Annotated in this window: 12 protein-coding genes; 4 read left to right on the plus strand and 8 right to left on the minus strand. The window is 63.2% G+C overall.

The window, feature by feature from the left end; genetic code table 11:
- Positions 1-71: 71 nt before the first annotated feature.
- The 8 genes from ACO6VD_RS09030 to ACO6VD_RS09065 all read right to left on the minus strand — a co-directional run bounded on the left by ACO6VD_RS09030 (position 72) and on the right by ACO6VD_RS09065 (position 10,621).
- Positions 72-1,424 carry a DUF1329 domain-containing protein gene (locus ACO6VD_RS09030; RefSeq protein ID WP_422418448.1) on the minus strand — a complete coding sequence of 451 codons (1,353 nt, stop codon included), beginning with the start codon at positions 1,422-1,424 and terminating at the stop codon, positions 72-74.
- 236 nt (positions 1,425-1,660) lie between these two features.
- Complete coding sequence (locus ACO6VD_RS09035; RefSeq protein WP_422418430.1) at positions 1,661-2,116, minus strand: MaoC family dehydratase; 456 nt, start codon at positions 2,114-2,116, stop codon at positions 1,661-1,663.
- Between the two features lie 36 nt (positions 2,117-2,152).
- Positions 2,153-3,289 carry an acyl-CoA dehydrogenase family protein gene (locus tag ACO6VD_RS09040; protein ID WP_422418432.1) on the minus strand — a complete coding sequence of 379 codons (1,137 nt, stop codon included), beginning with the start codon at positions 3,287-3,289 and terminating at the stop codon, positions 2,153-2,155.
- Between the two features lie 15 nt (positions 3,290-3,304).
- Complete coding sequence (locus tag ACO6VD_RS09045) at positions 3,305-4,501, minus strand: acyl-CoA dehydrogenase family protein (protein ID WP_422418434.1); 1,197 nt, start codon at positions 4,499-4,501, stop codon at positions 3,305-3,307.
- 13 nt (positions 4,502-4,514) lie between these two features.
- Complete coding sequence (locus tag ACO6VD_RS09050; protein ID WP_422418436.1) at positions 4,515-5,702, minus strand: lipid-transfer protein; 1,188 nt, start codon at positions 5,700-5,702, stop codon at positions 4,515-4,517.
- A 129-nt stretch (positions 5,703-5,831) separates the two neighbouring features.
- A complete protein-coding gene (locus ACO6VD_RS09055) occupies positions 5,832-6,632 on the minus strand; it encodes an enoyl-CoA hydratase/isomerase family protein (protein WP_422418437.1) in 801 nt (266 codons plus the stop codon).
- Between the two features lie 17 nt (positions 6,633-6,649).
- Complete coding sequence (locus tag ACO6VD_RS09060) at positions 6,650-7,795, minus strand: acyl-CoA dehydrogenase family protein (protein WP_422418438.1); 1,146 nt, start codon at positions 7,793-7,795, stop codon at positions 6,650-6,652.
- A gap of 114 nt (positions 7,796-7,909) precedes the next feature.
- A complete protein-coding gene (locus ACO6VD_RS09065; protein ID WP_422418440.1) occupies positions 7,910-10,621 on the minus strand; it encodes a LuxR C-terminal-related transcriptional regulator in 2,712 nt (903 codons plus the stop codon).
- Positions 10,622-10,788: 167 nt separating this feature from the next.
- On the opposite strand from ACO6VD_RS09065, the gene ACO6VD_RS09070 reads away from it, so the two are divergent.
- From ACO6VD_RS09070 to ACO6VD_RS09085, 4 genes are all read left to right on the plus strand, one after another.
- Positions 10,789-11,562 carry an enoyl-CoA hydratase/isomerase family protein gene (locus ACO6VD_RS09070; RefSeq protein ID WP_422418441.1) on the plus strand — a complete coding sequence of 258 codons (774 nt, stop codon included), beginning with the start codon at positions 10,789-10,791 and terminating at the stop codon, positions 11,560-11,562.
- A 45-nt stretch (positions 11,563-11,607) separates the two neighbouring features.
- Complete coding sequence (locus ACO6VD_RS09075) at positions 11,608-12,852, plus strand: thiolase family protein (RefSeq protein WP_422418443.1); 1,245 nt, start codon at positions 11,608-11,610, stop codon at positions 12,850-12,852.
- Positions 12,853-12,937: 85 nt separating this feature from the next.
- Complete coding sequence (locus ACO6VD_RS09080) at positions 12,938-13,858, plus strand: SDR family NAD(P)-dependent oxidoreductase (protein WP_422418445.1); 921 nt, start codon at positions 12,938-12,940, stop codon at positions 13,856-13,858.
- Between the two features lie 83 nt (positions 13,859-13,941).
- Entirely contained in the window at positions 13,942-15,513 is a 1,572-nt protein-coding gene (locus tag ACO6VD_RS09085) for an AMP-binding protein (RefSeq protein ID WP_422418446.1), read from the plus strand.
- Positions 15,514-15,650 lie beyond the last annotated feature (137 nt).

Genomic DNA, 15,650 nt, shown 5'->3' on the forward strand with positions numbered 1-15,650 from the left:
GTTCCCCCCCCCCTCTCCCCCTCTCCTCTTCGGTCCCTCCCCCCCCCCCCGCGATGGGCATGAAGCTTGATTCAGCGAATACCAGCACCTGCCAGGCTATCGGACGTCCAGCCGTTGTCCGGGCTGAGCTTGTCCATGACCTTCACCCCGCCTTTACCGGGCCAGACGTTGATGTAGTAGGTGCCACCGATCAAGTCATAGTGGCCGCCAGGCGAGTTGTTGATCGCGCCGACATCATACATCTGGGTCATGTAGCTGAAGCCTGGACGCCACAGTTGGCCACGGCCGTCGTATTGGTCCACTGCCAGTGCGGTCCAGCTGTCCTCGTCGATGTAGAAGGTGCGCTTGGAATAGATATGGCGCTTGCCTTCCTTGAGGTTGGCCTCCACCACCCACACGCGGTGACGCTCCCAGCGCACCAGGTCGGGATTGATGAACTTCGGACCGAACACGTTCTTCGGATCCTCGGCATAGGTGAAGCGATAGGTGTTGTAAGGAACGTACATTTCCTTCTTGCCGACCAGCTTCCAGTCGAAACGGTCCAGGCGGCCGTTGAACAGGTAGATGTCATCGACAGTGGACATGCCCGAGGTACTGGCGTTCGGCGTATCGTAGGCCAGATCAGGCGCCAGGCGCACACGGCGTTGGCCCGGCAGGTACTGATAGGCGCGGCGGCCCTTTTCCGTGTCGAGGTTGTCGAAGGTCATCACCGCTTCGCCGGCGCGGCGGGCGGGGCCGGTGTAGTTGGCACGGGCTCGGGTAATGATCGTGGGTGCCTCGGCCTTGCTGGTGTCGTAGTACGGCATCTCGTAAGTCCAGCGGCCCTCGGTCGAGACCACCAGCTTGCCGGCGGCATCGACGTTGTAGGCGCCGTACTTGGGCGCGAGATAGGCCACCCCCTGGTAGCGCGTCAGGTGGTTGAACATCACCTCGATACCGCGCTTGGGAATCGGGAACGGTACGCCGGCACGCGCGCCTTGCAGGTTCTGGTCGTCGTTGGTCAACTGCGCCTGGGTGGCATTCTTCCGGGTGTTGTCCAGCACGAACTGCGGGTAGCCGACGGTACGGTGCGTCGGATAGACATCGACGCGGAAACCCGGCCGGGCCTTGATCAGCGCCTTGGTGCCCTCGGTGAGTTTGTCCGCATAGGTGTCGACGTTCGAGGTATCGATGCTGAACAGCGGTTTTTCGTTGGCAAAGGGATCAGGGCGAATACCCGAAGCCTTGTCGAAGCCTGCGGGCGGGGTCATCAGTCCGCCGGTGTAGGCTGGAATGGTGCCATCAGCGTTACCGGCCATCTCGGCCCCCACAGGGGTCAAGGTGGTGCCCAGTTGCTTGGCTTCCTGCTCGGTAATGGCTGCATGGAGCACGCCTGCATGTGCAGCCAGTAGCGCGGCTGCAATCAGGGTTTTTGTCAGTTTAATCATGTCTCCAACCTCTAGGATGGTGGTTTGAGCGTCTGCTAAAGCGCGCCCGGCCCCTCAGGAAATGCGGTTTCTCTTCCCGTCCTGGCCCTATGTTTTTAACCAACCATCCCCTCCTCTCGCCCCCCCCTTATTGGCGCGGCATGGGGGGGAACAGGTGAGCATCCGGCAGAAACACAAACGCCACGCAACATGGCAATGTGCGTGGCGTTCGTGTTTCTGCCGGTGGGAGCGGGTCAGGCAAACACGCGCAGGATGGTCTCCGCGACGCAGGCCGGCTTGGCCGCGCCCTCGATCTCGACGGTCATCTCATAGGTCACCTGCGCACCCTTGCCATCGAGCGGCTCCCAGGACTGCAGCTTGAAATGCGCACGCAAACGGCTGTCCACCGGCACCGGCTGGACGAAACGCACTTTGTTCATGCCATAGTTCACGCCCATCTTCACATCACGTAGCTCGAAGGCGTTGGTCATGAAGGTCGGCAGCAGGCTCAAGGTCAGAAAGCCATGCGCGATCGGCTTGCCAAACGGCCCTGTGGCGGCGCGTTCAGGGTCGACGTGGATCCATTGGTGATCGCCGGTCGCTTCGGCAAAGGTATTGATGCGTTGCTGATCGATGCTGACCCAGTCACTGGTACCGACGACTTCGCCGACCAGGCCTTGCAGTTCAGCCAGGGTTTCGTAGCTTTTCATTGTTGTTGTGTTCTCGATGTTTTCGCGGTTGACGGGTCAGGCGCGCAGCTCGGCCTGCAAGGCGGCGGCATAGGCGGCTTCGTGGCTGTCACTGCTGCCCAGCAGCACCTCGGCGACGACGGCCCGCTTGTAGTAGTGCCCGACCAGGTATTCCTCGGTCATGCCGATCCCGCCGTGCAACTGGATGCCCTGGCCACAGACAAACTTGGCAGCGCGGCAGATGAGCATCTTGCTGCCGGAAACGGTCCTGTCGCGGGTCACCTCGTCGTCGTTGGCCATCGACGCCAGGGCAACGTGCAGGCTCGAACGCGCCAGCTCCAGCTCCGCCGCCATATCGGCCAGGCGGTGCTGCAACGCCTGGAACGAGCCGATGGGCACGCCAAACTGCTGGCGAACCTTCAGGTACTCGGCGGTGACTTCAAGGGTTTTTTCCATGCCGCCGATCAGTTCGGCACACAGGGCGACGATGCCGTTGGCCAGGCCCTGGCGTAACCCGGCCAGGCCCTCTCCAGCCTCACCGAGCACAGCATCGGCGCCGACTTCGACGCCGTCGAAGTGCAGGTCCTGGACCCAGGTGCCATCGTGCAACGGCAGCGTCTGGGCGTTCAGCCCCGGGCTATCGGCCTCTACCAGCAGCAGGCTGATGCCCTGCGTATGCGGTATCTGCGCGGACACGATGAACGCTTGCGCCCCCGGCGCGCCGAGCACCAGGCTCTTGCGACCGGTCAGGCGAAAGCCGTCGCCATTGCGTTCTGCCTGCAGGGTTACCGGCTCAGGCATACCGCGTGAGCCCGCTTCGCTGTAGGCCAGCGCCACGCGGTAGCTGCCCTCGGCCAGCTGCGGCAGCAGGCGCGCCTTTTGTGCTTCGCTGGCGGCGGCCAACAGGGTCGCGGCTAACACACCGCAACCCAGGAACGGCTCCAGCACCAGGCCACGGCCCAGTTCCTGGGCAATGATCACCGTGTCCAGCAGCGAACCGCCAAGCCCGCCATAGGCCTCCGGCAGCGCCGCCATCAACCAGCCGTTGTCGGCAAAGATGCCCCAGTTGTCTGCACTACCGTTCTTGCCCGCGTTGAGCAGGGCGGTACGCGCCTCGAAACTGTAGGCCTTGTCTACATAACGTCGCAGGCTGTCCTGCAACAGTTGTTGTTCCGAAGTGAATTCGAAATCCATAGCGGTTACCTGATCTCAGAGTTGGAACAGCATCTTGGCGATAATGCCGCGCTGCACTTCGCTGGTGCCGCCGTAGATGGTCGATGCCCGTCGCAGGAACATGTCATTGCAAATGCCCCGGGCCAGCGCCTGCTGCGGGAACGGCTGCTGTGGATCGGCCTCGTGCGGATGCGCATAGGCGATCGCCCCGTAGTCGCCCAACGCCTCGATCTGCGCCTCGGTCATGCGTTGCTGCAGTTCGGTGGCGCGGATCTTGAGCATCGAGCCCAGCGTGTGCGACGCCGGGTTGTGCTGTTCATCCAGGCGCGCGACACGCTGCACGAGCATTTCGATGGCCTGCAGTTCAGCCTCCAGGCGCGCCAGCTTGAGGGCGAACTCCGGGCGCTCGAACAGCGGCTGGCCAGCCACCTGCAGCGTCGAGCCGATCTGGCGCAGTTCACGCAGGTAGCGCTTGAGTTCGGGCAGGTCGGCGGTGGTGGCATGTTCGTTATTGAGGAGGAATTTGGTGATGCTCCAGCCCTGCCCTTCGCTGCCAATCAGGTTGCCTACCGGCACCCGGACATTGTCGAAGAAGGTTTCGTTGAGGTGATGGGCATCGTCGATGCTGCGAATCGGCCGCACGGTAACCCCGGGCGTGCGCATGTCCACCAGCAGGAAGCTGATACCCGCCTGCTTCTTCACCTGCGCATCGGTGCGCACCAGCAGGAAGATCCAGTCGGCATGGTGGGCATAACTGGTCCAGATTTTCTGGCCATTGACCACATAGTGGTCACCGTCACGCTCGGCACGGGTACGCAGCGCAGCCAGGTCGGAGCCTGCGCCAGGCTCGGAAAAGCCCTGGCACCACAAGCGCTCGCCATTGAACACGGCCGGCAGGTGCTCGGCCTTTTGCTCAGGCGTGGCAAAGGCATTGAGCACCGGTCCGAGCATTTTGTGCACGAAGGCATCCTGGGTCGGCGTACCGGCCAGGCTGCACTCGTCGTCGAACACCAGGATCTGCGGTACCGACCAGCCCGTGCCGCCGTGTTCTTTGGGCCAGTACGGCGCCCCCCAACCGCGTGCGTTGAGGAGCTTTTGCCAGCGCATGATCTGCTCGCGCGGCGATCGGGTACAGCGCTGTTGCCCTTTCAGGTCCGCCGGGACCTGGTCCCGAAGGAACTGACGGACCTCCTCGCGGAATGCCTCAAGGCTGGCATCAGGTCGAAAATCCATGGTGTTTCCTCTGTCAGTCTTTGCGGTACAGGGTGACGACGCAGGCGCCACCAATGCCGATGTTGTGTTGCAAGGCGATGCGCGCGCCCTCCACCTGACGCTGCTCGGCGCGGCCACGCAGTTGCAGGACCAGCTCGGTGCATTGCGCCAGGCCCGTTGCGCCAATCGGGTGACCCTTGGACAGCAGGCCGCCGGACGGGTTGACCACGTACTGGCCGCCATAGGTGTTGTCGCCATCGTCGACAAACTTCTGCGCGCCGCCTTCCGGGCACAGGCCCAGGGATTCGTAGGTCAACAGCTCGTTCTGGGCGAAGCAGTCGTGCAGTTCGACGACGTGCACGTCCTCGGCACCGATACCGGCCATTTCGTAGGCTTGCCGGGCCGCGGCCCGCGACATCGAGTAACCGGCCACGTCGCGCATATCGCCGGACTTGAAGGTTTCCGCGCCATCGGTGGTCAACGCCTGGCCAGCAATCGACACACTGCGATCCAGGCCATGCTTCAACGCATAGGCCTCACTGCACAGCACCACGGCGGCAGCACCACAGGTCGGCGGGCAGGCCATCAGGCGGGTCATGACTTCAGGCCAGACCACCTGGTCGGCCATGACGTCCTCGGTGGTGATCACCTTGCGGAACACCGCCTTGGGGTTGTTGGCCGCGTGACGGCTGGCTTTGGCGCGAATCTTGGCGAAGGTTTCCAGCGGCGTGCCGAAGCGCTTCATGTGCTCGACCCCGGCGCTACCGAAGATGCGCAACGCTGCCGGGATCTCGGAAGCGCCAGGAATCGCTTCATCGCACTGATCGAGGAACAGTTCCAGCGGGCTCGGACGGTCCGGGAAGGCGCTACCGATGGCCCCCGGGATCATTTGCTCGAAACCGAAGGCCAGGACGATGTCGACCATTCCGCTGGCAATCGCCTGGTTGGCCAGAAACAGCGCGGTAGAGCCGCTGGCGCAGTTGTTGTTGACGTTGATCACCGGGATCCCGGTCATGCCGACGTTATAGAGCACGCGCTGACCACAGGTAGAGTCGCCGAAGACAAAGCTGGCATACGCCTGCTGGACCGACTCGTAACCGACCCCGGCATCGGCCAGGGCCAGGCGCACGGCCTGCTCGCCCATGACTGCATAGGTTTCGCTCTGGCCCGGCTTGACAAAGGGAATCATACCGACACCCGCGATGACGACTTTCTGCCTCATGTCTTACTCCTCAGCGTTGGATAACCTGCCGGCCCTTGGGGTTCGTTCGCCGCGTTGTAGCGCACGGCAGGCTTTGAGTCTCAAGGATAGGCGCGTGCTCAAGCACGCGGCCCCTCCCTATTTGGAGGTTTACGGCGCTGGCAGCACCGCGCCACGATAGGGCAAGCCTTCTTTACCGAGGAAGCGCCGTACGGCTTCGGCATGGTAATGGCTGGCCCCGCACAAGGACTGGGCACAGGCTTCGAACTCGGTCATCGCCGGGCGATCGGTTTCGAAGGAACGGTTAAGCAGTGTCTTGGTTAATCCTAATGCATCCGCGGGTGCATCATCGAACTGCCGGGCGAACTGCAGGGCGCTGTCGAGCAGTTGCTCCTGATCAATGACCGCCTGCGCGATGCCGAGCGCCAAGGCCTGCTGCGCATCGAGGGCACGGGCGCAATAGATCAGCTCCTTGGCCTTGGCCAGGCCGACCAGGCGCGGCAGTACATAAAGCATCGACAGGTCCGGCACCAGCCCCAGGCTCAGGAACGTCGGCAACAGCCGCACTTTTGGCGTGACGAACATGAAATCGGCCGCCAGGGCCAGGGAAAAGCCTGCGCCCACCGCCGCGCCATCAACCGCGGCAATCACTGGCTTGGGCAGGTCGGCGAAGCTGCTGAACCACTCCTGAAAGCCCAGCACCAGCTTGCGCCCGGCAAACGCTGCATCTTCACCCTCTTCCAGGCTACCCAGGTCGAAGCCCGAGCAAAAGGCACCTCCGGCGCCGGTCAGGACGATGGAGCGCACCGCGCGATCATCGCGCGCGGTCTTCAGGGCAACCGGCAAGGCCTCGTTGATGGCCGCCTCGAAGGCGTTCTTCTTCTGCGGCCGGTTCAAGGTGATCAGCGCGGTCTTGCCGATCCGTTCATACAGCACTGCACTGTCAGTCATGTCCCTTACCTCCTCACTTACAAGTTGCGCGCGATAATCACCTTCTGGATATGGCTGGTTCCCTCATAGATCTTGGTAACCCGCACATCACGGCAATAGCGCTCCACCGGGAAGTCGCTGAGGTAGCCGTAGCCGCCATGGATCTGCAGGGCTTCGGAGCAGACCTTCTCGGCCATTTCACTGGCGAACAGCTTGGCAATCGAGGCCTCTTTGGCGCAGGGCACACCGGCGTAGTGCAGGCGCGCAGCGTGGAGCATGTAGTTTTGTGCGACTTCGAACTGGGTGGCCATGTCGGCCAGGTCGAATGCCACGCCTTGCAGGTTGATGATCGGCGCGCCGTAAGCTTCACGCTCGTGCGCGTACTTCACCGCGGCCTCCAGCGCAGCACGGGCGCCGCCCACGGCGACGGCGGCGATGCCGATACGCCCTTCGGAAAGCGTCGCCATCAGACGCTTGTAGGCGCTGCCCTCTTCAGCCAGCAGGTTGTGCGCCGGTACCCGGCAGTTGTCCAGCTGGATCGCGGCAACATGAGCGGAACGCTGGCCCATCTTGCTTTCCACACGGGTAACGATGTAGCCGGGTTCGCGTGGATCGATGATGAACATGCTCGGGCCTTTACGGCCTTCTGCGGTCTCGGTGCTCGCGGCAATGGCAAAGGCGATACCGGCTTCGTTACCGTTGGAGATGAACTGCTTGCTGCCGTTGAGCACGTAATGGTCACCGTCGCGGCGCGCCGTGGTGCGAAACGCCGAGGTATCGGAACCGGCCTGCGGCTCGGTGAGCAGGCCGGCGGCGATCAGTTCACCGCTGATCATGCCCGCCAGGTACTTGGCCTTCTGCGCTTCGGTACCGAAGCGGTGGAGCATGTCGGCCATACCGTTGTGCACATGCAGGATGGTGGCGAAACCGGCGTCGGCGGCCGCGAACTCCTCGATGCACAGGCAGTATTCGGGAAAGGACATGCCCGCGCCGCCGAACTCTTCGGGAATGTGCATACCCAAAAAGCCCAGCTCGGCGACCGCCTTCAGCTCCGCGTGTGGCCAGGCGCCGGTGCGATCGCGTTCGGCGGCCGTGGCACCTACCACTTCTTGCGCCACCTTGCGGGCGGCGTCACGGATCATGATTTCCTGCTCGCTCAGGAATGCTGCAGATGTATCGCTCATGGTCTTCCTCTTGAACCGGGTCGGATAGTCGAATCTGACCTGAGCATGCGGGCTGCCCCCGGCCGTGCGCGCCTATCCTCTCGGGAGGGCGCCACGGCCGCTGCGAGCATCCCGCTACTTGAGCAGACCTTGCTGGCGAGCCAGGGTGATGGCTGCGTAGCGGCTCGACACACCCAGTTTGGCGAGGATGTTTTTCACGTTCCACTTCACCGTGCCAAAGGTGATGTTGAGCGTCAGGGCGATGCGCTTGTTCGACATGGCCTGGGCCACCAGGCCGAGAATCTCCAGCTCGCGCGGGGTCAGGCTGGCCCGTGGCGAATCGACCATGTTCCTTGCACCACTGGCCTGCGGCGCAGGTACCGGTACGGGCGTCTGGCGACTCAACAGCGCGTGGATGTATTCGCCAACGCCCGGCTCGCGGCTGAGCGCGTCCTGGTATTGGCTGAGCAAGTCAAGCACACCCCGGCCCTCATCGAGCAAGGTCCGCACCAGGCCCATCCGCGCAGCGCACACCACAGCCTGCTGCAGGTTGGCCTGCAGCGCCTCCGTTTGGCCCAGCAATGCGTGGGCCTGAGCGCTGAGCAGGTGTGCCCTGACCCAACTGCGGCCACGTGCCGACTGTTCGACGAAAGCGTGGATAGCCGGCAGCGCCTCCAGTGCCGACTGTCCGTCTTGCATGGCCAGCGCCAGACGCGTCCGGGACAACGCCACCAGGTAGTTGATTTCGCCACGTGCTTCGGCGCCCGGTCGCTGCGCTGCCGCCAGGGTCGCCAGGCGTCCTGCCACCTCGCTGGCGCGGCGGTTTTCGCCCTGCAGCACCAGCACCCGCACTTGCTCGGCCAGTATCAACGCCAGCAAGCGCTCCAGCCCCAGCACCTGGAAATGCGCGCCCTGGGTGTCGAGAAAACTCAGTGCCGCCTGCGGCGACTCTTGTTGCAGAGTAATGCGCGCGCGGCAGATGGACGCCCGGCCCATCACATCCGGCATGGATGACCGCAAAATGCCGCTGCGATTGGCCAGCACGCGCAAGGCATCGTCAAGCTGGTCCAGTTCGTAATAAGCGTCGCACAGCGTCGCAGCACACAGGTTGGCCGACACCGAGCCGCGCCCGTAGGCCTCCTCGGCCCGAGCGGTAACCCGCTCGCCGATGATCAGGGCCTGGCGGGCGTTGCCCTCCTTGAGCCGGGCCAGGGCCTGCGTGCTTTCGAACACCATGGCCATGTCGTTGGCACGGTCTTGCAGGTCAATCGGGTACTGTTCATGGAGCTTGCGCGCATCTGCCGCGCGTCCGACCGACAGGTAGGCGGTGGCCAGACCGGAAAAGCTGATGTAGCGCAGCGAGCGGTTTTCCAGGGGCACCTGATGCGCCGCCTCCAACAGGCTGATGACCCGTTGTGGCTGATCGAGCTGCAAGGCGATTGCCGCGTCGGCGAGCACCAGTTTCGAGGAAATCGCCGGATTGCGCGCGGCGTCGCTGCGGCGCATCTGCTCAAGCCAGCGCTGGGCTTTTTCCGGTCGGGCGGTGAAGGCATAGGTCAGGCAACCCATGATGAACAGCTGCGGATGGGCAAACAGGATGTCCTGCGGCAGACGCTCCAGCAGGCTCAGCATCGGGCTGATATAGGCCATGCACCAGGTGCTCGATGCGGCCTCCTCCATCGCCTTGACCGCGTAATCGCGATCGCCGCCCAGGTTGGCGTGGCGTACTGCCTCGACCAGATACTCCTGCTCGGCGAACCACTGGCTGGCGCGGCGATGCAGCGCCTGCACCGCACTTTCACCACGGGCCGCCAGGCGCTGGGTGAGAAATTCGCCGAACAGCGGGTGGAAGCGGTACCACGGGGTACTGTCATCCGATTCGATGCGGTAGATCAGCAGATTCTCGTCTTCAGCGCGCTTGATCATCTCCGGGGCATGGCGGTTGGCGCTGACGAACGCCCCCAGGTCGGCGTTGAAGCGCCGCAGTATCGAGACTTTTTCCATGAACTCCAACAGTTCCGGCGACAGGCACACCAGCACATCCTCGGCCAGGTAGGCCTGCAGGTCTGCCGAATTGCGCAGGATCGAGCGCAGGTGCGCACGCTTGCTCGGACGCACCCGCAGCATGGTCGCAATCGGTTGCAGGCTGGCCGGCCAACCGCTGGTCAGGTCATGGATCAGCCGTTCTTCGTCGGCGCTGAGCGCCAGGGTGCTGAGGTTCTGCTTGAAGAAGTCACGGGTTTCGTCGGTATCGAAGGGTAGTTCGACGGTATCGATCTCGACCACATGCCCCTGCATGCGCAAACGCCCCAGGCTCAGCCCTGGTGTGGAACGCGAGGCAATGGTGATATGCAGGTTGGCCGGGCAATGGTCCAGCAGTTTCTGCATCAAGCGGTGCGCGGCCGGCGATTCGACATGATGAAAATCATCCATCAGCAGGTACAGCTCTTTGTCGATGCCTTGCGCTGCATGGGTAACGATGGCAATCAAGGTATTGATCGATTGCTCGCTGCCATCGCTGTGCAGCCAATCCTGCTCGATGGCGATCCCCAGGCGCTGCAGCGCCTCGAGCAAATAGGAGAGAAAACTACCGAACTGGCGGTCGTCGACACTGAACGAGATCCAGGCCACGTCCAGGCCAGCCTTCATCAGCTCGAGCCGCCATTGGGCGAGCAAAATGGTTTTGCCGAACCCTGCCCCCCCGGTAATCAGCGTTGCACTGCACGGCTGCGACTCGCGCAGGCGGCTCAGCAGCTGGGTACGGACAATGTGCCGGGCGTTCAGGCGCGGTGGCGAGAACTTGGTGGCGACCAGCAGATCGCCGGCGTTGATGACATTTGTATGCATTATTAGAGTCTCCGCCCTTGGCATTGATGCCTGGATGTCGCCCGCATCCTGCAACAGACACCAGGGTGGGCGCCCCCGTCCGCAAGGGGGGGGGTGAGGTCCGGAGGCACTCGCGTAAGTTCCAATTCAGACAGAAACGTCAATTGCAGCGTGATTGAGGATTGGAGATGAGCGAGTCCGTTTCTTTTGAAATCAAGGGCCAGGTGGGCTGGATCACCTTGACCCGGCCCAAGGCCATGAATGCCCTGAACCGTGAAATGCTGGAGGCCATGACCGCCCGCCTGCACGCCTGGGAAAACGACAACCAGATCCGCGTGGTGGTGCTGACCGCCACCGGCACGGCGTTCTGCGCCGGCGCCGACCTCAAGGCCGGTGGCACGCCGCTGCCGGGTGAAAAGGACCTGCTGGACACTATCGTCACCTTCTTCGACACCTTGCGGGTTTTCCCCAAGCCGGTCATCGCCGCTGTCAACGGCCTGGCCCTGGCCGGTGGCCTGGAAACCGTACTGTGCTGCGACCTGGTCATCGCCGCGCAGAGCGCCCGTTTCGGCGATGCCCACTCCAACTTCGGGGTGTTCCCTGGCGGTGGTGGCGCGGCGGTACTGCCACGCAAGATCCCGGAGAACATTGCCAAATACATGCTGTTCACCGGTGACGCCCTGCCCGCCGAGGACATGAAGACCTACGGCCTGGTCAGCGAAGTGGTTGCCGACGCCGAGCTGCTCGAACGGGTTCAGGCCCTGGGCGACAAGCTGGCGGAAAAGAGCCCGCTGGTGCTGCGCAAGATGAAAAAGGTCGCCAACGAAGCCGGTGACAAGTCGCGTGCCGATGCCCTGCGCCAGGAATTGCTGGAACTGCGTGACCACCAGCGCTCCTACGACATGGCCGAAGGCGTGCGTGCCTTCGCCGAGAAGCGCAAGCCTGATTTCAAAGGCTACTGAGTCGGGCGCCCTGCCCCCCTTAATTCTGAAAAATTCGAGGCAACGATGGAAAACGTATACATCGTCGGCGTCGGCATGACCGCCTTCGGCCGTCACATCGACAAGTCCGTCAAGCAACTTACCGCCTGGGCGGTGGAAGACGCGCTCAAAGACGCCGGTTGCGACCGCAAGTGGATTCAGGTCGGCTTCTTCGGTAACTGCACCCAGGGCCATTTCGACGGCCAGCACATGATCCGCGGCCAGGTGGCACTGTTGCCGCTGGGCCTGGACGGCATCCCGATCTTCAACATCGAAGGCGCCTGCGCCTCGTCCAGCCATGCCTTCAACCTGGCCGTGACCCAGCTGCAGGCGGGCGCTGCCGAGGTCGCCCTGGCGGTCGGCGCAGAGAAGATGTTCTACAGCGACAAGGCAAAAATGTTCTCCGCCTTCGAGTCGGCCTGGGACATCGAGACCTTCGAAGAGAACAAGCACTACCTGGCCGCCATGGGCCAAGGCGTGGTCCCGCCTGCCGGTTCACAATCGGAGAAGCCCTACAGCCCGTTCATGGACGTCTACGCGGCACTGGGCCGCGGCGGCCTGATGGAGCGTTATGGCGTGACCCAACGCCAGCTGGCAGCCGTCGCCTCGAAGAACCACGGCCATTCGGTGCACAATGAGCGCTCGCAGTACCGCAACGCCATGAGCATCGAGGAAATCCTCGCCGCGCCGCCGATCACCTACCCGATCACCCTGCCGATGTGCTCGCCGATCTCCGATGGCGCCGCCGCGGCCATCCTGTGCACCGAGTCGGCGCTGAAAAAATACGGCTTCGACAAGAACCGCGCGATCAAGGTCCTGGCCAGTGTCGTGCGCTCCGCGTCGGCCCGCGCTGCCGACGACTTTGACAAGGGCTGTACGCACCTGGCCGGCAAAGCTGCGTTCGAGCAGGCCGGGATTTCTCCGCAGGACGTCGATGTCGCCGAGGTGCATGACGCCACCGCCATCGGCGAGCTGCTTGCCATCGAGGCCCTGGGCCTGTGCGAGCCGGGCATGAGCGGGGTGATGGCCGAACGCGGTGACAGCGCCCTCGGCGGCCGCTTGCCGGTCAACCCGTCCGGCGGCCTGGAGTCCAAGGGCCATCCGATCGGCGCCACCGGTATCGGGCAGATTTTCGAGCTGGTCGAGCAACTGCGCGGCAACTGCGGCCCGCGCCAGGTAGAAGGTGCGCGCATTGCCCTGCAAGGCAACGGCGGCGGCCTCTGGCGCGTGGAAGAATCCACCGAGCATGTCGGCATCTTCAGCCGCGCCTGATCGTTATGGTGAACGGCGACTCCGGGGAAACCACGCACTTCCTCCGCCGTTCGCCACCTATTATCAATAACAAGAGGAAAACACCATGACCATTCGCTTCGATGACCGTGTTGCCATCGTCACCGGCGCCGGCAACGGCCTGGGCCGCGTACACGCCCTGAACCTTGCCGCCCGCGGCGCCAAGGTGGTGATCAACGATTTCGGCGGTAGCCGTGACGGCTCCGGCAGCTCTTCGGACGCCGCCCTGGCTGTGGTCGAAGAAATTCGCCAGGCCGGTGGCACCGCCATCGCCAACGGTGCCAACGTGGCTGACTACGAGCAGGTCCAGGCCATGGTCAAGCAGGCGGTAGAAGCCTTCGGCCGCGTCGACATCCTGATCAACAACGCCGGCATCCTGCGCGACAAGTCGTTCGCCAAGATGGAAATGGCCGACATCCAGGCGGTGATCAATGTCCACCTGATGGGCTCGATGAACTGCAGCAAAGCAGTGTGGGAACTGATGCGCGAGCAGAACTACGGGCGCATCCTGATGACCACCTCCGCCGCCGGCCTGTTCGGCAACTTCGGCCAGGCCAACTATGGCGCGGCGAAAATGGCCGTGGTCGGCCTGATGAACATGCTTGCCATCGAAGGCCGCAAGAACAACATCCTGGTCAACACCCTGGCGCCGATGGCCGCCACGCGCATGACCGAAGACGTCATGCCGGCTGAACTGCTGGCGGCCAGCCGTCCTGAGCAGGTCACCCCGGGTGCACTGTTCCTGGTCAGCGACAACGCACCGACCAAACTGATCCTCGGCGCTGGCGCCGGTGTGTTCAGCGCTGTGCGCATGGAAGAGACCGCGCCGGTGTACATCGGCAACGACGAGCTGTCGCCGGAGGCCATCGAGGCGCACCTGGCGCAGATCACCGACTGGAGCACTGCCGTTCCCCGCGATGACGCCAACCAGCAGGTGAAGGTCTTCATCGACACCGCCCTGCAGGCCCTCAAGGCCCAGCAGGCCTGACTGTTCGCAGGACAGGGCGCGAGATAAACGTGCGATGATGATCGCAACGGGCGTGCAGCCACACGCCCGGACGGAGAATAACCATGACAATAATGAACTTCGCACACACGGTCGGTAACCTGGCCGTGCGTTTTGGCGACCGGGAAGCCCTGGTCAACATCGAGCGCAATCGACGCTACACCTTCCGTGAGCTGCATTCGCTGACCAATCGCATCGTCAACATGCTGCGCGAGCGCCTTGCCCTGCGCCGCGGCGATGTCTACCTGTGCATTCTGGAAAACGACAACATCTCACTGTTCCATGCCTGGACAGCGCTCAAAAGCGACGCCGCTGCGGCCTATACCAACTACCGTGACGCCTTCGAGGAACACCGCTGGCAGGTGGAGTTCATTCGCCCGAAAGTGGTGTTCATCGAGAACGCCTTGATCGAGCGCTACTTCGACCTGCTGCACGCTCAGGGCATCACTGTTGTGTGCATGGACCCTCCCGCGACCCCGCGTGAGGGTCTGTTGTATTTCTGGGACCTGCTCGAAGGCGTTGCGGATCACAACCCGGGCGTCGACAACGACATGCAGAAGGACGCACTGGTCTATCGCTTCACCGGTGGCACCACCGGCCAGAGCAAGTGCGCCGCCTACACCCTCGACAACTGGATGGCGCTGCGCGATTCGATGTACCTGGAGGCTGAGCAGCCGTACCAGCCCGACACCCGCTTCCTGCACATGGCGCCGATCAGTCACGGCTCCGGCCTGGGGCTGCTGCCGACGCTGTTCCGAGGTGGCTGCACCCTGACCCAGAACATTCCGGACCTGGCGCAACTGTGCCGCAATATCGAAGCCGAAAAGGTCACCATGACCTTGCTGGTGCCGACCATGATCTATCGCCTGCTGGAATTGCCCGAAGCCAGGGACTACGACCTGTCTTCGCTGCAGACCATGGCCTACGGCGCCGCGCCGATGAGCCCGGCGAAACTGCGCCAGGCCCAGCAACGCTTCGGCAATATCTTCATGCAGATCTACGGCGCCACCGAAAGCCTGCATGCCGTGGCCCTGCTGAGCAAGGCCGATCACCTGACCGATAACGAAAAGCAGCTGTCATCGGCCGGGCGCATTGCCGTTGGCGCAGAAATCCTGATTGTCGACGACAACGGCCAGGAAGTGCCGCTGGGTACCACTGGCGAGCTGTGGGTGCGTTCGCGCGGGACGATTGCCGGTTACTACAAGAACCCGGAAGGCACGGCCACGGAGTTTCACAACGGCTACTGGAAGTCCGGCGACCTGGGCTACATCGACGCGCAGGGCTTCCTGTTTCTGGTTGACCGCAAGAAAGACATGATCATCACCGGTGGCTTCAACGTCTACGCCATCGAAGTCGAAGCGGCGCTCAATGCCCACCCGGCGGTATCCAACTCGGCGGTGGTCGGCATTCCCCATGAGGAATGGGGCGAAGCGGTGCATGCCGAGGTGGTGCTCAAGGCCGGTGAAAGTGTCTCGGCCCAGGCGCTGATCGAGCATGTAAAAGGTTGCCTGGGGCGCTTCAAAGTGCCCAAGTCGATCGTCTTTGTCGATGCCCTGCCGGTCAGTGTGGTGGGTAAGGTGCTGCGTCGCCAGGTGCGCGAGAAGTACTGGAAAGACACGGCCCGTTGCGTGTCCTGAAGCGCAGCGGTTGATCACTGTTACCCCTTCGTTTTGGGCCCTGATGGAGACATCAGGGCTTTTTTTGCGGTGGGAGCGGGCTTGCCCCGCGATGCGATGTGGCTGACTGCCCGCTATCGCGGGGCAAGCCCGCTCCC

It is taken from the genome of Pseudomonas sp. GZD-222 (genome assembly GCF_049310525.1).
Taxonomy (GTDB): Bacteria; Pseudomonadota; Gammaproteobacteria; order Pseudomonadales; family Pseudomonadaceae; genus Aquipseudomonas.